19 protein-coding genes are annotated in these 17,936 nt (G+C 41.8%); 11 read left to right on the forward strand and 8 right to left on the reverse strand.

The annotated features are described in order from the left end of the window. Positions 1–309 precede the first annotated feature (309 nt). Positions 310–1,470, forward strand: a complete 1,161-nt coding sequence (locus tag V7K97_RS30185) for a hypothetical protein (RefSeq protein WP_334804649.1) — start codon at positions 310–312, stop codon at positions 1,468–1,470. 729 nt (positions 1,471–2,199) lie between these two features. Next, positions 2,200–2,577: a Mo-dependent nitrogenase C-terminal domain-containing protein gene (locus tag V7K97_RS30190; protein ID WP_334804650.1), complete on the forward strand. Its 378-nt coding sequence runs from the start codon at positions 2,200–2,202 to the stop codon at positions 2,575–2,577. A 112-nt stretch (positions 2,578–2,689) separates the two neighbouring features. Here V7K97_RS30190 and V7K97_RS30195 read toward each other — a convergent pair whose 3' ends face one another. After that, positions 2,690–4,531, reverse strand: coding sequence for a caspase family protein (locus V7K97_RS30195; protein WP_334804651.1), 1,842 nt, complete (start codon positions 4,529–4,531; stop codon positions 2,690–2,692). Between the two features lie 200 nt (positions 4,532–4,731). Here V7K97_RS30195 and V7K97_RS30200 point away from each other — a divergent pair, with 200 nt between their 5' ends. The 3 genes from V7K97_RS30200 (at position 4,732) to V7K97_RS30210 (ending at position 6,887) form a co-directional block, all read left to right on the forward strand. Then, the gene (locus tag V7K97_RS30200; RefSeq protein WP_334804652.1) at positions 4,732–5,223 is read left to right on the forward strand and encodes a hypothetical protein; all 492 of its coding nucleotides are present in this window, start codon (positions 4,732–4,734) and stop codon (positions 5,221–5,223) included. Between the two features lie 196 nt (positions 5,224–5,419). Then, positions 5,420–5,590 carry a 50S ribosomal protein L32 gene (gene rpmF / locus V7K97_RS30205; RefSeq protein WP_334804653.1) on the forward strand — a complete coding sequence of 57 codons (171 nt, stop codon included), beginning with the start codon at positions 5,420–5,422 and terminating at the stop codon, positions 5,588–5,590. 691 nt (positions 5,591–6,281) lie between these two features. Then, on the forward strand, positions 6,282–6,887 hold the full coding sequence (locus V7K97_RS30210) for a sulfite oxidase-like oxidoreductase (protein ID WP_334804654.1): 606 nt from the start codon (positions 6,282–6,284) through the stop codon (positions 6,885–6,887). Between the two features lie 211 nt (positions 6,888–7,098). Here V7K97_RS30210 and V7K97_RS30215 read toward each other — a convergent pair whose 3' ends face one another. The 4 genes from V7K97_RS30215 to V7K97_RS30230 form a co-directional block, all read right to left on the reverse strand. Beyond that, positions 7,099–8,481, reverse strand: coding sequence for an aldehyde dehydrogenase (locus V7K97_RS30215; RefSeq protein WP_334804655.1), 1,383 nt, complete (start codon positions 8,479–8,481; stop codon positions 7,099–7,101). A gap of 101 nt (positions 8,482–8,582) precedes the next feature. Then, positions 8,583–8,789, reverse strand: coding sequence for a hypothetical protein (locus V7K97_RS30220; protein ID WP_334804656.1), 207 nt, complete (start codon positions 8,787–8,789; stop codon positions 8,583–8,585). Positions 8,790–8,816: 27 nt separating this feature from the next. Further along, positions 8,817–10,013, reverse strand: coding sequence for an NAD(P)/FAD-dependent oxidoreductase (locus V7K97_RS30225; RefSeq protein ID WP_334804657.1), 1,197 nt, complete (start codon positions 10,011–10,013; stop codon positions 8,817–8,819). 105 nt (positions 10,014–10,118) lie between these two features. Further along, the gene (locus V7K97_RS30230; protein WP_334804658.1) at positions 10,119–11,057 is read right to left on the reverse strand and encodes an isopenicillin N synthase family dioxygenase; all 939 of its coding nucleotides are present in this window, start codon (positions 11,055–11,057) and stop codon (positions 10,119–10,121) included. A 52-nt stretch (positions 11,058–11,109) separates the two neighbouring features. On the opposite strand from V7K97_RS30230, the gene V7K97_RS30235 reads away from it, so the two are divergent. The 3 genes from V7K97_RS30235 (at position 11,110) to V7K97_RS30245 (ending at position 12,829) form a co-directional block, all read left to right on the forward strand. Beyond that, complete coding sequence (locus tag V7K97_RS30235) at positions 11,110–11,619, forward strand: GNAT family N-acetyltransferase (RefSeq protein WP_334804659.1); 510 nt, start codon at positions 11,110–11,112, stop codon at positions 11,617–11,619. After that, positions 11,616–12,125, forward strand: a complete 510-nt coding sequence (locus V7K97_RS30240; protein ID WP_334804660.1) for a GNAT family N-acetyltransferase — start codon at positions 11,616–11,618, stop codon at positions 12,123–12,125. Before V7K97_RS30235 ends, V7K97_RS30240 begins: the two co-directional genes overlap by 4 nt. 74 nt (positions 12,126–12,199) lie before the next feature. Continuing rightward, positions 12,200–12,829 carry a Uma2 family endonuclease gene (locus tag V7K97_RS30245; RefSeq protein WP_334804661.1) on the forward strand — a complete coding sequence of 210 codons (630 nt, stop codon included), beginning with the start codon at positions 12,200–12,202 and terminating at the stop codon, positions 12,827–12,829. A 29-nt stretch (positions 12,830–12,858) separates the two neighbouring features. Here the strand turns inward: V7K97_RS30245 and V7K97_RS30250 are convergent, their stop codons facing one another. Together V7K97_RS30250 and V7K97_RS30255 are read right to left on the reverse strand one after the other, a co-directional pair. After that, the gene (locus V7K97_RS30250; RefSeq protein WP_334804662.1) at positions 12,859–14,253 is read right to left on the reverse strand and encodes an AtzE family amidohydrolase; all 1,395 of its coding nucleotides are present in this window, start codon (positions 14,251–14,253) and stop codon (positions 12,859–12,861) included. Next, positions 14,250–14,438, reverse strand: a complete 189-nt coding sequence (locus tag V7K97_RS30255; protein WP_334804663.1) for a DUF4089 domain-containing protein — start codon at positions 14,436–14,438, stop codon at positions 14,250–14,252. The genes V7K97_RS30250 and V7K97_RS30255 overlap by 4 nt, the downstream gene beginning before the upstream one ends. 166 nt (positions 14,439–14,604) lie before the next feature. Here V7K97_RS30255 and V7K97_RS30260 point away from each other — a divergent pair, with 166 nt between their 5' ends. Next, entirely contained in the window at positions 14,605–14,883 is a 279-nt protein-coding gene (locus V7K97_RS30260) for a hypothetical protein (RefSeq protein WP_334804664.1), read from the forward strand. 231 nt (positions 14,884–15,114) lie between these two features. Here V7K97_RS30260 and V7K97_RS30265 read toward each other — a convergent pair whose 3' ends face one another. Next, the gene (locus V7K97_RS30265) at positions 15,115–15,468 is read right to left on the reverse strand and encodes a hypothetical protein (RefSeq protein ID WP_334804665.1); all 354 of its coding nucleotides are present in this window, start codon (positions 15,466–15,468) and stop codon (positions 15,115–15,117) included. 573 nt (positions 15,469–16,041) lie between these two features. Here V7K97_RS30265 and V7K97_RS30270 point away from each other — a divergent pair. Both V7K97_RS30270 and V7K97_RS30275 read left to right on the forward strand, forming a co-directional pair. Beyond that, on the forward strand, positions 16,042–16,323 hold the full coding sequence (locus tag V7K97_RS30270) for a glutaredoxin family protein (protein ID WP_334804666.1): 282 nt from the start codon (positions 16,042–16,044) through the stop codon (positions 16,321–16,323). Between the two features lie 53 nt (positions 16,324–16,376). Next, on the forward strand, positions 16,377–17,879 hold the full coding sequence (locus tag V7K97_RS30275; RefSeq protein WP_334804667.1) for a UDP-N-acetylmuramoyl-L-alanyl-D-glutamate--2,6-diaminopimelate ligase: 1,503 nt from the start codon (positions 16,377–16,379) through the stop codon (positions 17,877–17,879). The last annotated feature ends 57 nt before the right edge of the window (positions 17,880–17,936 follow it).

The following is a 17,936-nucleotide window of genomic DNA, read 5'->3' on the forward strand; positions in this document are numbered from 1 at the left end:
TTTAACAAAGAAGCGCAAAGACGCAGAGTTTTTCTCAAAGTCTTTGCGCTTTGGCGTGAGATAGGATCTTTTATTAGGGACTTCCAAGAAATAAATTATCCAAATAAACGAACCACAGAGCCACAGAGAACACAGAGAAAGGAGAAATAGAGAGGGTTTTTGGGTCAGTTTTGGGACATTTTTTTATTTGGAAGTCCCTTATGGGTATAGTACTTGCCTATAATTTTTGGAGGCGATCGCTATGACTAAAACACCAATAAAATCTGGCATGATTCATATACGGAAACTGTTTTAAACAAAGGGTTGGATATGCGTATCAAGCGTGTACTTAAAAATAATATTACTTATTTACATCTAGTTGAGGAGGGTTATAGCCCTGAAAAGAAGAAGGGTGAAAATAAAATAATTAAGGTACTGGGGGTAGAAGAACAAGAACTAGCTAGGCCACTCAATGACATGACTGAAGAGTTTGCAGTTGTGTGGGCGGAGGACAGGACTTTAGGTAATGCCGTGCCATTTAGTGAAAGAGTTATAGGAAAGTTCCCAGAGGAAGATAGCGGTAATGGCGTAATCCTCCCCTGTGATATAGTTCCATGTGGCAAGTTTCGTAACGGGGCAGAGCGCTGGTGGTGTCGCACCCATCAAGTACACTGGGGAGTCAAAGCTGATTTGCAACAGGCAGTTCAATGTGATGAGGGTATAAGATGCTCAAACTCCACCCAGCCTATGCATTACACAAAAAATCCGTTGGTGATTAATCCAGGTGATTATGCAGGAGGAATAGGTATTTGGGCAGCACTACCAACTGCAATCAACACTACAGATGAACCTGATATTAATGGCGTTTTAATTCATGTACATGTCAGACCTCAGTTGCAGGGCAAAAAGAGTATAGATAGTAACTTTCCATCTGTAGTAATCAAGTCCTGTGAATCGTCACCATTATTTGGTAATGCACTGATAAATATACAAAGAGTTGTTATTGCTCCACCCTCAGCACTAGCATATCTAGAAGCATTGATTAACAACCTGCCTCTGGGGACACTGTACTGTAACAGATGCCAGCACCCACATCTAGACCTTGGTGACTTTGCTCGAAATCCACACAAAAAACATTTTTGCGGCAACTGCGGCGTTGATTCTAACTGGTCAAAGACACCTATCGTTAGTAGTCCCCTCAATGAATTAGCAAACAAACTCACAAAAAACCCAAACTTTGTTGAGAGCGATCGCACTTTAGACCTGAGAGACTACCAGGACTGTCAGATCAAGGTATGGTCATCGACACCAGCCGTTCTCTGGACTAGCCAGTTACCCCAGGAAATGGGCATCCATGTCCATATCTATCAAGGGAAAAAAAAGATTGTAGATGACTCATTTGGAAAGGTTACAGGATTTGACGGTTCGTCTCTTGAGCGTGAAAAGCTGTTAATGACTATGTTAGATAAAGCAAAAAAAACTGCTGTTTGATACCTCAAAGAAAACTTCAGTACGATTGCCTTTGATAGAGTGATCGCCCTCAATTAACCTAGAGGACTGCGATTAACACTCAATATCATCGGCAGTAATGTCTAATGATAAGCCGCTACCGTCTACGCCTAAAAAATCCTGCATAGGATAGGTTGCAATACTGCGTAGGTTTTTTCTAAAAAATAAAAATGTGTCAGTTGGGTTTCGCAAAGCCTCAGCCCAACCTACAAATATTCTGAGACTATATCACTCTCAAATTGCCACTGCTAACCTAAGTTTTGTGAAATGCAATGATTCTACTCGATCAAAAATCAGTGCTTCTACGGCATTTAGCCAGCGATGAGCAGGACATACTTACGTGGGGAAGTGGGAACACGGAAAGGAAAAATGCCTTCTAGGATATTACTGATGTTTATACTTAGCAAAAATACTTTCAGAAAGACCTTATATTAAGTTGTGTAAATGTTACACTAAAACCTATCCAATGACAGATGTCTTTACTAAAATTTAAACTATGTCAAGTTATGAACAAGATCGTAATATTACACTACCGATCCCCAGAAATTTGCGATTAACTTGACGTAGTAATAAATTAGGTTCTGACTTAAGTGGCTAATCAGGTATTACATTATATCGCAGTCAGAACGCGATTTTTCCGGGAAAGTTCGTTGCCACGTTGTATATATTCATCAAAAAGGTGAATAGCCTCAATAACACAGAGGGTTAACCATGAAGGTATTCGACAATACCACCAAAAAGATTTTTCTGGCAAGCTGGGTATCAATCAATCAAACAGAGACTACTGAGCATAAAGCAACCCAGCTTAACCATTCTCCTTCCAAGCCTTACTGGGATATTCTCCAACCCTTACGGCAGCGAGTAGAAAACATTCAAGTCCGCGATCGCCAACTGGCTCACCGTTTGTGCAAACTGATTCCATCTCAGTGCCCCTTTGAACGCGATGTCAAATTCTTTGGGAAGACCTTGTTTCACATTCCGCCGATGTGCAAGCTCAACCCCTTATATGAAGAAGTAGTTGGTTTACGTTTCCGAGCGTTGTGCTATCTAGCCGATGAGTGTGGTGAAGATGTATCGCAGTACTGCTAATACTGAGATATGAGGGCTGGGGGAAAAGTTATGAGTAAGGAGTAATTAGGTCAGGGATCAATAATATAACTCCTAACTCCTAACTCCTAACTATTCTTTTACTATTTTTTTACTATTTCTTTTGCCATTTTTGGATGGCATCCTGAGCATCTTCGTAAGCGCCTGTTTCCTCTGGCACTAAAGCTGCGGTCGCAATTGCGGCATTACGTTCTCCTTCGGTGGCGCGACGCTTTGCCAAGTCTAAAATTTTCTCACTCCATTTATTAATCGATTTTTGGGCAGCATCAAAGCCTGGTTGACCTGCTGGTACTTTCTTGGCAACTTCGATCGCCCGATTGTAGGTAGATGCCTGTTCAGACTTAATCAAGGCATTAGCTGCATCTAAAAGAGTTTTGTTACTCACATACTGCTTGCTCTCTAGCCGCCACAGGTTAATTGCTGCTTGTGCTTTTGCGGATGAGGCTTCATCTTTGGTGATTAATCGAGCCGCAGCAATAGCGCTAGCATACTGTCTTTGTTTAGCACGGCCTTCTGCTAAATCTAAAATCATCTGGCTCCAAATCTTAATATTCTCCTGAGCTTGTTCATACAGTGGTTCACCAGGTTTAATTTTCCCGGCTGTCGCGATCGCCATGCTCAAATCGCTCGCCTGAGTTTGTCTGAGCGACATTTTCGCTAGGTCTAATACTGCTTGATTCCGCTTTTTTGACTCGGAATTAGAGACTATTTGGGCGCTAGATTGGTTGTTAAGTCTAACTGGTGGAGTGGGATCGCTTGGTAAATTATCGATAGTCTGGCGATCGCTAACAGTAGCATTGGGCGATGTGCTTGATATTTGCTTAATTCTAAAAGTTTCTTGATTACGGAGAAAAACTACAGCGATTAAACCTGCTACCAGCAAGCTGCCTCCGCTCCACAAAATAAACTGTTTCCATAAAGGGATGCTTGGTTGATTCGCTGGCAATCGAGAGACGTAACCTTTAGAGGAATTGGGGATAAATCTCCCACTGGTGTTCACTCCCAAGGAAGTTTCCGGCATAGGCTGGGAAACTAAACCAGCAGAAGACTCCTGGACTTTTTGACCCTTAGACTTCTCGACCTTGTAAGCTTTGCCCCGATCTGCTGAAGTTTTAGAATAATCGTCGAGGCGAGGAGCTGCAAGGGCAACAGCAAAGGATTCTTCGGGATAAATCATCGGTTCTGCTTGAAAGTCACCTTCCATTGCCAATTCTGGCAAAATTACTTGCTGCCTTGATGGGATGATAATGGCAGGGTTTTGGACAGGACGCCAGTGGTGGTGACATAATTTTGGCATGATCAGGCTTAGGTAGCTTTCTAAATCTGATAAGTTGCTACCATTACCAGAACGCAAAGCTTCTAACAAAGCTGCCGTAAAGAATCCGTGACCTAGTTCGCTGCTTTCATGGGAAAATTGCTCTGGTTGGCAAGAAAGAATTGTCGCAAGTTGTAGTTCTTGGGCTAATTCTATTGTTTCTTCCCCAACAGGAGCATCCGCTTGAGTGCCAAAAGCACGGTTGATATCAAGTAGTAGCAATACATTTAGGTCAGCAAGTTGCAAACTTTGCATTAGCGATCGCAATTCTATCCCAGTCTCTTGCACGAGTTCGGGGTTGCCCTCTGCTGGCATTAAGTAATCTTTGCCCTTGTAGTTGACCCCATAACCGCTAAAGAATAACCACAGATAGTCTTCCGGTTGCCAACTTGTCGCTGCTAAATTCTCAAGTAGCAGCAAAATATTTTCCTTCGTCGGGTAAGTTGACTTATCCCCAATGGGCGGCGAAGTGTCTGTCATGACTAGACAGTGCTTGGGGACAAAACCTGCCTCTGTCACCAAAAAATCTTCTAGTGCCTCAGCATCTGCTTGGGCACAACTTAAAGGTTGAAATAACTGATATTGATTGATGCCAATCGCGATCGCCCAGTAATTTGCCATCCCGCTCTTTGTCAGTTATTGTTTGCTGGTCTTAAAATTGCGGTTGGCTTTGCCAAAAAAACAAAGCTAACCTATGTCTTATAGTCTAGGTGATTCTGATCGAATCTTAAGTTAGAATGTACTTTTTATTACGTTATTTTAGCGGAAAATACCTTTTACCTAATTTCAATAACAGATCATCATTAAGGAGATAGAAGGTCATGAGCAAGATTTCTGCTCACCTACCATCATCGATCACTCCCTTTTCAGTTATTAGCCAAATTGCCAGAAGAATCCGGATAATTCCTTTAGTAGTTTTGCTCATATCTACTGTTCCGGCGTGGTTTTTGATGGAAGCGATCGCACCTGAGGTTGTGCGAGCTTACACCGCTAGAGTTGATCTAGCTATTGACCGCCTGCCAGACGAAGACTATGAAACCGTTCTCAGGAGGGCGGAAGCAGCCGCTAGGGCATCTGCTCAACGGAGTTTCGACCAAGATATCTTAGTGACAGATGTTTCAATCATTGTATCCGTACAAAAGGATGGAGCGATCGCACCAGTTCTGGCATTAGATGTCAGTCGTCCCCAATGGCGCTCGCGCCCTGATGCTCAAATTTGGGCTACTTACTTCAAAACGGCGCGATCGCTACTTTTCTTTGAAAATAACTCTAATACAGTTTCAGCCGCTAGCGGTGTGTCAACCAAAAAATGACGGGTTTAGCCAGACACAGAGAGAAGTTTGAGCCAAGGCTTCCTTCGCTCAAACTTTTTTTAAAAAAGATACAAAGTCCCCGTGTCCCCAGGTCAGTCTTAACCAAACTTACTTAATTCCTGACTCAACTGTTGTCCTTCGCGTCATTGGATGGCCTAGAATAAGAAGGTTGTCAAGAATCGCGATATCTGCTGACATGGCTGTTCCTAAGAAGAAAACTTCAAAATCAAAACGAGATAAGCGTCGAGCTACCTGGAGGCATAAAGCCGTCGTCGAAGCTCAAAAAGCCCTGTCTCTGGGGAAATCAATTTTGACTGGACGTTCTACATTTGTTTATCCAACTGCTGAAGAAGAAGAAGAATCATAATTTCCCAGTCAGGAAAAGCATGAACAGCACCGATAGATTTGATTGCTCAAGTCATCAATCAAACTTATTACCACTGGATAAACGCTTTTTCTTCGCTTTCCTGATTGCATTATGAATCATAGAAATACGCAGGATGCGGGAAACTCAGCTTTTTAAAGCTGGGAGGGAAGCGACACGAGGGATTTTAATCCCCGTGGTATTTTATGTTAAAATCACATCGTGAGTAAGAACAAAAAACATCTACGTGTTGAAGCATCCTAGTATCGGAGAAATCCCGGCTACGCAGTGAAACAACGGTTAGGTTTTAGTCCTGGCGCAGTATGACAGGAAAGAGCAAATAAAGGCAGGTTGCGGAGCGTAGCGCGTTTTGGTTTAGTGATGGATTCTGAAAGCATTGGAAACAATAAAAGTAGCTAGAAACCTAAGCTGGACTTAGAGTGACTAGGTAGACGGGGTTTGACGGTCGTAGCGAGAGTAAAACTTCTGTCTGTAGAATCCCAGTGTCTTTAGACCTGAGAGTGTCAAAAATACTCTACACCAGCTGATTAGATCGAAAAAAATTGGTAGTGAGTAATTGGGAATATCCATTACCCATTACCTATCATTCAAATAAGAGTCAAACATTTGGTGCTGCTGACAACTCAGCAAAAAAGCTTGTAAATATCTTGAGAAAACTTATTTTTCTCTAACTATGCTAGGAAAATTTTTTCAAAAACCAGGGAAGGAAGAGAGCGAACGCGTCCCTCCTGGTCAACACTTAGCTAAAGGTTTTCCCGTATTAACTTACGGTGAAACTCCCCAAGTCAGCGCTGAAGAATGGGAGTTTCGAGTTTGGGGGTTAGCAAAATCTGCTACCTTTAGTTGGTCAGACTTTATGGCGCTACCTCAACACGAATTCACGGCAGACTTTCACTGTGTAACGCGCTGGTCTAAACTCGATGTTAAATGGACTGGCATAAAAGTGACAGATTTTATGGGTCTGATTGAGTTAGACCCCAAAGCAGCCCAGATTATGGAACACTGCTATGGCGGCTACACCACCAATATTTCTCTAGAAGATTTTATGCGCGAAGAAAACTTCTTTGCCTTTAAAGTCTTTGGTGAAAACCTTCCATCGGAACACGGTGGGCCGATGCGGTTAGTTGTTCCCCATCTCTACGCTTGGAAAAGTGCTAAGTGGATTAATGGGTTGGAATTTTTAGCTGCTGAAGAACTTGGTTTTTGGGAGCGTAATGGCTACCATCGCCGTGGTGAACCTTGGGCTGAGGAACGTTACAGCAACGCTTTTGGGTTTTAATAGTTAGGAGTTATATCATGTCCGCTTGATTGCTTATTAAATCCGAAGAACCCCACCCCCGCCAAAGCTACGCCTTGTCTCCCCTCCCCGCTTGCGGGGAGGGGTTGGGGGTGGGGTGTAATGACTGTGGTTTGCATAACTAATTATGCGGACATGATATTAGGAGTTAGGAGTTAAGAGTTAAAAATTCATAACTCATAACTCATAACTTTTAACCCAGAAGTTTCTTGATTAGCGGCAATTTACTCTGATATGGAGCGTATCGCCATTTTAAATCCAGCCAGAAGGAGTTTTGCAATACACTTTTGTTATGGGAAAAGGTGTCAAAACTAGCTTTGCCGTGATAGTTGCCAATACCGCTATCTCCCACCCCACCAAATGGTAAAGATGAGACACCAACCTGCATAACTGTGTCGTTAATACAAACTCCACCAGAGGAAGTCTCCTGCAAAACTCGCTTTTGCAGGTTTTTGTTTTGAGAAAATAAGTATAACGCCAAAGGTTTGGGTCTAGAGTTAATCAAGGCGATCGCTTCGGCAATGTCAGTATATTCAATGATGGGTAAAATTGGCCCAAAAATTTCTTCCTGCATTACCGAATCTTCTAAAGAGACATGATCAATCACTGTGGGGGCGATATAACGCTCTGAAACTTGAGTTTTTCCACCAATGATAACTTTCCCATCTTTAAGAAAGTTAACCAACCGATCAAAGTGTTTTTCACTAATAATCCTGGCATAATCAGGACTGTTTACAGGATTATCGCCATAAAATTCTTTTAGGCATTTTTCCAGCCCATCTATTAAATCTTTTTTGATTTTTTTATTAACTAAAAGATAGTCAGGGGCGATACAAGTTTGTCCGGCATTAATAAATTTGCCCCAAGTAATTCGTCTGACGGTATGCTCAAGATTAATGTCAGTATCTACGATACAAGGACTTTTGCCACCCAATTCTAAAGTAACTGGGGTGAGGTGTTTTGCGGCGGCTGCCATAATTATTTTGCCGACGGCTGTGCCACCGGTAAAAAAGATATGGTCAAACTTTTCTGCAAGTAGTTTTTGACTTGCTTCCACGCCTCCTTCAACCACTGCAATATAGGCGGGGTCAAAATGTTTGGCGATAATTTCAGCGATGATATGGGAGGTATGAGAAGCAATTTCTGAAGGTTTGATGATTGCACAATTACCAGCTGCGATCGCCCCTACTAAAGGTGAGATAATTAACTGAAATGGATAGTTCCAAGGGCCAATAATTAAGACAACACCTAATGGTTCTGGATAAATTCTCGCTGAGTAGGAAAAAAAATCAAAGGAAACGGCTGCTTTTTTGGGCTTAGTCCAGTTTTGAAGATTTTTTATGGCGTAATCAATTTCCTTAATTACGCCGATTTCTGTCAGGTAAGTCTCCAATTCTGGTTTATGTAAATCCCCTTGCAATGCCTCGACTATTGACTGTTCATGCTCAATAATTACTTGCTTGAGATTTTTAAGTTGTTCAATGCGAAAATTAACATCTTTAGTTTTACCAGTCTTAAAAAACTCTCGCTGAGTCTGGATAATATCGCCAACGTTAGATAAGTCAGTGGTAATCATTGTTTTCTCCTATCAAAAAGTATTTATTTAAAACTAATGCTGTTTTACCAAAGCATTACCATTCTTCTTCTTTTCTTGACGCTTTTCGGCATTGGGTCAATCTAATGACGGCGGAGATGATAAATTTTTGAGGTGCGATTAATTTTTTCTAAAAGCTCTTGCTGCTGGGCTTTTAAGTCAGTTAACTCTTTTTCCGATTGCTTGATGTGCTGCCCCATTTTCTCAACCAGTTGTTTGACAATCGCTGGAGTCTTTTCCCAATCTAAGTCGGAAATTTCGATTCCGTAAGCGAGGCAGTTTTCATTCATGCCTCTTAATCTACCATCTACGTGTACCTATTTTTCACAGTAGCCGGATAACTCCTGTGAACGGTTACGAGATAGCTGGGTCATAATTTCATCTTCCTTCCCAGTTGCAAAATTAGCAAAGCGCTTTGCCAAAGGTGGTACAACTACTAAGGGATTGCTAAACCCAGCAAAAATATGAACGCCATCAAATCCTGGGATAGCACCAATTAAAGGGAGTCCGTCGCTACTAAATGCCACCAAACAATGATACCAAGTCCCTGGTAAATTCTCCAAAGCTGGTAAAATTTGACCAACACTTCTTCGCAACCATTTTTCACTTACGCCTGAGTTTACCTTGGCATGAGGATCTGCGATCGCACGGCTAATTTGACCGATGCGGATACTACCATCTAGAAACTGAATTGCACCCGCATCTAAAATCGGTGGTACCAACTCGTTACCCGCTTCATCCCATAATTCATCAACTTGAGTAGATTCAGCTTCTAGTTGAAGCCGTTGCACATTAGCCGGCATAACTAAGGTGCGTAACTGCACATCTACGGGTGGGGTTTCAATGATTTCTGCGTGGGTAAAATACAACTTGATGGGAATACCAGCAGATTTGAGAAGCTGGCGGCTGAGTCCACCTGCACAAATAACAACGTTAGCACTGTGGAAAGTTGCAGTTGTGGTTTTTACACCATCTTGTAGTACTTGCAATACTTGGGTAATCTGGATTTCACCCCCAGCCCGCAGAAAGGCTTGGATGTAAGCAAGTGATGTTTTTTCTGGGTGAATATGACCATGTTTAACAGTTAAAGCACCAGATATTGCCTCTCGATTTAGCTGTGGTTCTAACTCACAAGCTTCTTGAACACTGAGTAAACTGGGGGGGATGGCAAAATGATTATATGATGCAGCAGTTGCTTCTGGGTCGCTATGGGCAGAAATAGTCAGTAATAAATCTAATTCCCGAAATTGGATATCAGCGTCTAACTCTTGAGATAGGATATTGTAACGTGCGTAGGCGTAGCCAGTCGTAGACATCGCTTCTTCGCACAATAGCCGAGTTAGTGGCGTACTACCCGACCAATAAGAAAGCCCACCATAACTATAGCGAGTTGCATTCTGTGGTGTGCTGTGTTGCTCCAACAAAAGTACAGAAAAGCCAGTTTTAACCAATTCATAAGCGAGTGCAGCACCCGTAATTCCGCCACCAACCACAATCCAGTCGTAGGTTTTCATATTTATCTTTCTTAATTGCAAATTATAGACCTCTTGCAAAAGTCCCCTAACACCCCACCCCTTAATCCCCTCCCCGCAAGCGGGGAGGGGAGACTTTGACGTAAGTCAAAGGCGGGGTGGGGTTCTTTTTTTTGATTTATGCAAGAAGTCTAATGAATTACCATAAGTTGCTTGTAAACGTTGTAAAAGGTATTCCCCCGCAAGGATAGGGCGATAAATAGGCGATTGTTCTTTCTGGCAACTTTCCAAACAAGCAATTTCTGTATCATCATTAGGATGACAGAAAAAAGCGATAGAATACCGGGACTGGTTCACCCGATTATCACAGGGAATCATCACTCGATGCTTGGTTGAGCAAAATACATGATTTGTCCACCGTTGCATTAAATCGCCAGTATTGACTATTACAGTATCAGGAATTGCAGGTGCGGCAATCCACTCTCCAGATGCTGTCTGTAGTTCCAACCCCCCAACGTCATCTTGAAAAAGTAAGGTAATACTGCCATAATCAGAATGCTCTCCAGCACGGACTTGTCCGGGTTTGGGTGGTGTTTGTAATGGGGGATAGTGTAATAGTCGCAAGGTATGATTTTGTTGATTATGTTTTATAGTAAAAAAATCTTCTGGCAATTCCAAGGCCAATGCATAAGCTTGTAATATCGTGTTGGCAAGTTCTGTGCAACTATTATAAAAGGCGACAATAGAAACATCTATCCCTACAGCCGCCTGTTTGTTTACATTCAACGCTTCTTTCAAGTCGCCTGGTTTATTAGCATCAAGACGTTCTCTCTCAATTCCAACGTAACCTGTGTTACTCAATTCATCACTCCAAGCTTGCTTTTGCTTAACTTCTAAAGGTAAATTAAAGAAAGATTTGCTGTAAGTGAATACTTCTTTAATTAGGTTTTTTGATATTGCCGAATTATGCAAGTAGATGAAACCAATTTCATGACCAGCTTCATAAATTTGTTTGATAACAGCTTGCCGAGTTGCGGCGTTGCCATTGGTGAAGGCAGTTAAATCAATTACTGGAATGATGACCATTTATATTTGTAAATGTGGGATTTTGTTTAATTATTTAGCGGAGGCATAAGCTTTGCTTAAAATTATTCAGATAGAGACTGAAAAACATAAATCTCATATACAGGATCTGTTTTGGGAATATTTTAACGATACTAAGTTGATATTCAGCCATGAATTCGGCATCAATTTAGATGTTAATACATTCTTTGAGCAATATATGATTCAAATTAACGAATTTTTACCCCCTTCAGGACGGTTGCTTTTGGGACAATACGAGGCAAAAGTAGCTGGCTGTGCTTGCTTGCGAAAGATTGGTGAAGATGTTGGCGAAATTAAAAGGATGTATGTAAAACCAGAATTTCGCAGAAAAGGAATCGGTCGGTCTTTATTAGAAGCTATCATCAATGAAGCTGCCTACATTGGTTACTCAAGGATACGTTTAGACAGCGCTCCTTTTGCCAAGGAAGCACAGACACTTTATCGTGCGTTTGGCTTTCAAGATATCGAGCCGTATTTGGAAAAAACAGAGATTCCTCTAGAATATCGAGCAAACTGGATTTTTATGGAATTAGTTTTAAAATGATCAATATTCGTTGTGAAACTCTACCAGACTACCCAGTAATAGCTGAGGTGAATACATTAGCCTTTGGGCAGGAAAACGAGGCTAAACTTGTGGAAGAAATTCGCCGTTCTGACGGCTATATTCCAGAACTTTCTCTAGTTGCAGAGGTTGAAAATGTTGTAGTTGGTCATATTTTATTCAGCTATATTGACCTAGTGGGTGAAGAAACATTACAGGTACTCGGTTTAGCACCTTTAGCAGTTCATCCACAGTTTCAAAGACAAGGAATTGGTAGTGCATTAATAAAAGCAGGATTAGAAATAGCACAGGAAAAGGGAGAAGCCATAGTTATTGTACTTGGTCATCCCCACTTCTATACTCGCTTTGGCTTTGAGCCTTCTGCTGTTTATGAAATCGAGTCTCCTTTTCCAGTACCAGAGGAGTTTTTTATGGTGAAACTACTGCAAAGCTATCACCAAAGGTACAAGGGAAAAGTTGTTTATCCATCTACTTTTGATGGAGTATAACTCGCAACCAATCATTCACAATCAAAAATCAGACTACAATAACCTTAAGCTTTTAACTTTCTTTCCTTCAAGCCATGTTTGCACTAGTCTCAACTGATAAAATTCAGCTACCTGCCGGAGCAGTTGTACGGTTGCTTGCAACCTGGCAAGATTATCAGGGTTTGTGTCAGCAGCGAGGCGAGAATTCAATTCCTAGGATAAAATACCAAGATGGAGAAGTTTTGCTCATGTCCCCGCTTCCCAAACATGGACGTGATGCCCATTTAATTGCCAATATCATCACAACCTTGCTAGATTATTTTCAATGTGAATACGATGCTTTTACTCCTGTCACTATGGAATTACCACAAGAAAGTGGCATCGAACCAGATTATTGTTTTTACATTGACAATTGGCAAGCTGTCTCTGGTAAAGAGCGAATTGACTGGAGTAACGATCCTCCTCCCGATTTAGTGCTGGAAATTGATGTCACCAGCTATACTGATGTGAATGATTTCCTTCCTTATCAAGTGCCAGAAGTTTGGCTATACCGCAATAAACAACTGTATATTTATCAGTTGCAAGGACAATCATATATAATACAGAATCACAGTAAATATTTTCCAAATATTAACCTCCAAGATATAATTTTCAGATGTTTTCAAGTTGCTTATGAGCGGAATACCAGTGCCGCAATTCGTGAACTTAAACAGCGCTTAAGTTGAATAGATATCACAGTGGATTATGCTTCTGGCTAATGCACCCTACTGATTAAATCCACTATGGGTGGTGAAACTACACCCTTTACTTCTAACGCCGCCGCAACCCGTAAAATCAACGCTTCATTATATGGTGCTGCTATCAATTGCACACCCAAAGGTAAGGCATTTGGACGCTGAATTGGCACTGATAAAACTGGTAAACCAATGAAAGATAATGGTTGAGTAAATAGCCCCAAATGAGGACGAACAAGAATTTCTTCGTCATCTGAAATCATGGTTTGTTGACCAATTAGCGGTGCGGAAATTGGTGTAGTTGGGGCAAGAATTACATCGACATTTTGAAAAACTTCTCGCACGCGATCGCTATACCATCTTCTAAACCGTTGTGCTTGCAAATACCAGTTACTTGGAATTAACGCCCCAGCCAAAAAGCGATCGCGTGTGGCTGAATCAAAATCTTGAGGACGACATCGCAACTTATCCAAATGCAGATTTGCACCCTCGCTAGCTGTAATCACAAACGCCGCAGCACGGGCGCGGTGTGCTTCTGGTATAATCACATATTCAGTTACATTTAAAGCATCGGCTACTTTTTGGACTGCTACTAAAGCTTCCGGTTGTGCGCCTTTGGTAAAATAATCAGCAGCAATGGCAATTCTGATATCAGAAATATCTTGTTTAAGTTGTGGTAAAACCAATTCAGGCGGACGCTTTGTACAAACTGGATCGCCATCGTCTTCTCCCTGAAGCACATCAAACACCGTAGCGATATCTTGCACCGAACGCGCAAAAGATCCAATGTGGTCTAAACTGCTTGAAAATAAAGCTACCCCAGCACGAGACAACCTTCCATAAGTCGGCTTCAAACCAAAAACGCCACACAACGCCGCCGGAACGCGAATCGAACCATTAGTATCAGAACCCAATGTCAACGGAACCAACCCAGCAGCAACCGCCGCCGCCGAACCACCCGATGAACCACCAGCAACTCGTTGTAAATCATGGGGGTTGTGAGTAGCACCGTAATGGTAATTTTCCGTCACAAATCCATAAGCGTACTCATCCATATTCAAAGCGCCAACTAGCACCGCACCCGCTTTTTTCAGTTTCGCTACTGCGGTTGCATCAAGGCTTGCTGCTGGGTTTTCTGCATTGATTTTCGATCCCGCCAGAGTCGTTAAACCAGCGATATCGAAGAGATTTTTCACCGCAAAAGGCACACCAGCAAGTATTCCCGGATGATTACCTTGGGCAATTTCTCTGTCAATGCAGGCTGCATCTGTTAAAGCTGTTTCAGCCGTGACAGCCGTAAAACAATTGAGTTGATTATCCCGTGCTGCGATTCGGGCGATCGCCGCTTTGGTGACTTCCACCGCACTAACTTTACCTGCACGCACAGCAGCCGATATTGATACAGCATCATTCATGGTTCAAAAACTGGTGCAACTTCAATATCCTCTGGTAGGGGAAAAGAATTTACGAGATTAGCGATCGCCCTAATTCTCTCAAAATTTACCACCACCCCATCACGATACTCATCTCTTAACTCCAAATCCAACAACAACCCCATTTGATCAACATACTCACCCGCATCGAACCCTTCTCTTCTCATCTCTCCTCCTCTGTCCCCTCTGCATTCATTATATTCTCTGATGCACTTAAACAAGCAGGTGACTGATAATAGAATTTTTAATTATTGCTATTTAAAAACAGTAAAAAGTATGAATTATATGGTTTGAGATATGCTTTGTAAGCAATAACTAAATCACCTAAATACTATGAAAAATGATGACATTGATTGGAAAATTTCAGTATTAGTTTTTATTGTTATGTTGTTTAGTCAAAATTTATTAAGAAGTTGTGGCAAAACTAAAGTACCAATAAATTACAGTCCTTACAATGCTATACGAGGAAGAGAGTATTCTAATCGTTGCGAATGTCCTTATGATATTGCTGAAGATCGCAGTAGATGCGGAAATCGTTCATCTTATAGCAACCCTGGAGGCAGGGAACCGAACTGTTATTTAGGTGATATTTATGGCTATCCTCCTCAATAATTTATTCTGTTTCTCAATGCCTAATACCCACTAAAAATAAAAGTAAACTCCTGAAAATAAACCTTATAAAGCGATGCACTGTATGTAATGTTTGATTTAGGTTTAGGAGAAACGTTTTTCCTAAATTAATTTCAAGGTTTATCCTGTCGCAAGGAAGGCGAGAATCAGAATAGCTTAGTTCAGAAAATGTAACCCTGGCTTAGGGACTAGCTGATTAGCCCCTGCCCTTTTCTAATTGCAAAGATAGCGGTAGTAAGTAGCTCCATTACTATCTAACTTGATATTTGTAGGTCTTGGATTCCTGTATGGAGAAGATTCAACAAGCTCACCATTAAGATTAAAACTTTTCTTAGCTAGTAATACAATAGTTCTTTCTTGACAATTAATAACAGCATTAGCTTGACGAATAACTTGCCCATCTTTATGCATTAGCCAAAAACTATAACTCCCGTTGTAATCAGTGAGAATAGAATCGGCATCTATTATTACAGGGCTATCTTCATAGCTAATGTTAATCCAATTCTCAGCCGCAGCAGGTAACACCGCAGACATAGCAATAGCCAAACCCAAGAGTAAGCTTTTCATAACACACCAAACAAATTCATCATCTCTTAGGGATTAGCCCTTAGTTATCAGGAACTTTAGGGATATTATATGAAGTTCTTGTATGGCAACCGTAACTCACTCGTAGTAAAAGTAACTGTCCTTGAATTGTAGTTCTAACCAAAATGTTGCATCTTCTATCAACTCTTCCAAAATAAGCATTACGTGTTTTTTAGATACCAGTTGTCCAGATTTTTTATCAGCAATTCATCTACTCATTTCCCTTAGCCTTGATGCCAAATTTGGATAAGTATCTTGAGAATCTTGAATTAATCTTACTAAGTTAGACCTGATTTCATCTGGAGATTTTTGCACGCTAAATTTACTACCTAAATAAATAATCGATTTGCCCTGGTGACAGCTATGCTAGTTGAGCGCCAATTGTAAGGATTCGGTTTTGATAACCATACCGTAATTGCACAAGCCTGAGCAGAAAGAGCGCAATCACCCTCTCGCAACAATTATATTTAAGGATAAGCTCCGAGGATTTTTGCTTGTTCCCATTGTTCGCTTTTAGTGATATGTAAAATAGTGTTCATGGTAATTAATTAACAAATGCGATTAATTTTATACAGTAAACCCGGCTGTCATTTATGTGAAGGCTTGCAAGAAAAGCTAGAACAAATCCAAAACCTCAGTTTCGAGTTGGAAGTTAGAGATATTACAATTCGTGAAGATTGGTTTGCTAGCTATGAGTATGAAGTGCCGGTACTTTATTTATCGAACCGCAGAGGCGCAGAGGGCACAGAGGAAGAAGAGAAATTATTGCCGCGTCTTTCTCCTCGTGCTAGTGTGCAACAGTTGGAGCAAATGTTACGTAAGTATTTAGCTAATTAGAAAAAAATAATGCAAAATAAGCGCAAGATTAAGAATGTGGCGAGGTTCACAAGATGAAATTGCGGGAATTACTAAGGGCGGTAGATAGCGTTGAACAATTACCTAGCCATGCGACTTTAGAGGATGTGGAAGTTAGGGGTTTAAAGACTAATTCCCATGCTTGTGGTGTGGGAGATTTATTTATTGGGATGCCAGGAACACGGGTTGATGGTGGGGAATTTTGGCAAAGTGCGATCGCATCTGGGGCTGTAGCTGCGATCGTTTCTCCTGAAGCTGCCCAAAAAAATCCTCCCACAAATGAAGCTGTGGTCATTAGTGCAAGTAACATAACTCAAGCTTGCGCCCAAATAGCCAGTGCTTTCTACGGTTATCCGGGGCAAAAACTCAAGCTGGTAGGCGTGACTGGTACAAATGGTAAAACTACAACTACTCATCTAATTGAATTTCTGCTCGTCAAAGCGAATCTAGCTACAGCTTTGATGGGAACCCTCTATACTCGTTGGGCAGGTTTTGAGCAAACTGCTGCCCACACTACGCCCTTTGCAGTGGAATTGCAACAGCAGCTAGCGGAGGCTGTAAAGGCTGGTAGTGAGTTCGGGGTGATGGAAGTCAGTTCTCACGCTTTAGCCCAAGGGAGAGTGTTGGGTTGTGAATTTGAGGTGGCGGTGTTTAGTAATCTTACCCAAGACCATCTTGACTATCACAGCGATATGGAAGATTACTTTGCCGCCAAAGCGTTGTTATTTAGCCCTGATTATCTCAAGGGACGAGCAATAATTAATGCTGATGATTCCTACGGCAAACGTTTAATTGCGTCGTTGGATTCCCAACGGGTTTGGAGTTACAGTGTCAACGACAACAGCGCCGATTTATGGATGAGTGATTTAAGTTACCAGCCCAATGGTGTTAGTGGGACATTACATACACCAAAAGGTGACGTAGCTTTTCGATCACCCCTAGTCGGACAATATAATTTAGAAAATCTTCTCGCAGCCATAGGAGCAGTTTTACACTTAGGGCTAGATTTGCAGTTAGTGGCATCTGTAATACCTGAGTTTCCCGGTGTTCCCGGACGGATGGAACGGGTACAAATTGATGCTGACCAAGATATTAGCGTGATTGTAGATTATGCTCACACCCCCGATAGTCTAGAAAATTTACTGAAAGCTGCACGTCCGTTTATACCTGGCAAGGTGATTTGCGTGTTTGGTTGTGGCGGCGATCGCGATCGCACTAAGCGCCCAAAAATGGGTAAAATCGCTGCTGAGTTAGCTGATGTGGCAGTAGTGACATCAGATAATCCCCGTACTGAAGACCCCGAACGGATTTTGCAAGATATTTTGGCGGGAATAGCTGACACAGTGCAGCCAACTGTAATTTGCGATCGGGCGATCGCAATTCGTACCGCAATTTTACAAGCACAACCCGGTGATGGAGTCCTGCTTGCTGGTAAAGGTCACGAAGACTATCAAATTCTCGGCACCGAAAAAATCCATTTTGACGACCGAGAACACGCACGGGATGCTTTGCAAGAAAGACTCAAGATACAACGTTAATTTGGGCATTGGGCATTGGGCATTGGGCATTGGGCATTGGTTATTCCCCTTGTCTCC

Source organism: Nostoc sp. (assembly GCF_036917815.1).
Taxonomy (GTDB): Bacteria; Cyanobacteriota; Cyanobacteriia; order Cyanobacteriales; family Nostocaceae; genus Nostoc.

Bases quoted from the DNA above. Each gene is read 5' to 3' on its own strand.
- V7K97_RS30240 (WP_334804660.1), top strand. From the start codon at position 11,616: ATGATCAATATTCGTTGTGAAACTCTACCAGACTACCCAGTAATAGCT.
- V7K97_RS30185 (WP_334804649.1), top strand. From the start codon at position 310: ATGCGTATCAAGCGTGTACTTAAAAATAATATTACTTATTTACATCTA.
- V7K97_RS30265 (WP_334804665.1), bottom strand. From the start codon at position 15,468: ATGAAAAGCTTACTCTTGGGTTTGGCTATTGCTATGTCTGCGGTGTTA.
- V7K97_RS30215 (WP_334804655.1), bottom strand. From the start codon at position 8,481: ATGATTACCACTGACTTATCTAACGTTGGCGATATTATCCAGACTCAG.
- V7K97_RS30230 (WP_334804658.1), bottom strand. From the start codon at position 11,057: ATGGTCATCATTCCAGTAATTGATTTAACTGCCTTCACCAATGGCAAC.
- rpmF (WP_334804653.1), top strand. From the start codon at position 5,420: ATGGCTGTTCCTAAGAAGAAAACTTCAAAATCAAAACGAGATAAGCGT.
- V7K97_RS30270 (WP_334804666.1), top strand. From the start codon at position 16,042: ATGCGATTAATTTTATACAGTAAACCCGGCTGTCATTTATGTGAAGGC.
- V7K97_RS30245 (WP_334804661.1), top strand. From the start codon at position 12,200: ATGTTTGCACTAGTCTCAACTGATAAAATTCAGCTACCTGCCGGAGCA.
- V7K97_RS30190 (WP_334804650.1), top strand. From the start codon at position 2,200: ATGAAGGTATTCGACAATACCACCAAAAAGATTTTTCTGGCAAGCTGG.
- V7K97_RS30275 (WP_334804667.1), top strand. From the start codon at position 16,377: ATGAAATTGCGGGAATTACTAAGGGCGGTAGATAGCGTTGAACAATTA.
- V7K97_RS30210 (WP_334804654.1), top strand. From the start codon at position 6,282: ATGCTAGGAAAATTTTTTCAAAAACCAGGGAAGGAAGAGAGCGAACGC.
- V7K97_RS30250 (WP_334804662.1), bottom strand. From the start codon at position 14,253: ATGAATGATGCTGTATCAATATCGGCTGCTGTGCGTGCAGGTAAAGTT.
- V7K97_RS30255 (WP_334804663.1), bottom strand. From the start codon at position 14,438: ATGAGAAGAGAAGGGTTCGATGCGGGTGAGTATGTTGATCAAATGGGG.
- V7K97_RS30195 (WP_334804651.1), bottom strand. From the start codon at position 4,531: ATGGCAAATTACTGGGCGATCGCGATTGGCATCAATCAATATCAGTTA.
- V7K97_RS30225 (WP_334804657.1), bottom strand. From the start codon at position 10,013: ATGAAAACCTACGACTGGATTGTGGTTGGTGGCGGAATTACGGGTGCT.
- V7K97_RS30260 (WP_334804664.1), top strand. From the start codon at position 14,605: ATGAAAAATGATGACATTGATTGGAAAATTTCAGTATTAGTTTTTATT.
- V7K97_RS30220 (WP_334804656.1), bottom strand. From the start codon at position 8,789: ATGAATGAAAACTGCCTCGCTTACGGAATCGAAATTTCCGACTTAGAT.
- V7K97_RS30200 (WP_334804652.1), top strand. From the start codon at position 4,732: ATGAGCAAGATTTCTGCTCACCTACCATCATCGATCACTCCCTTTTCA.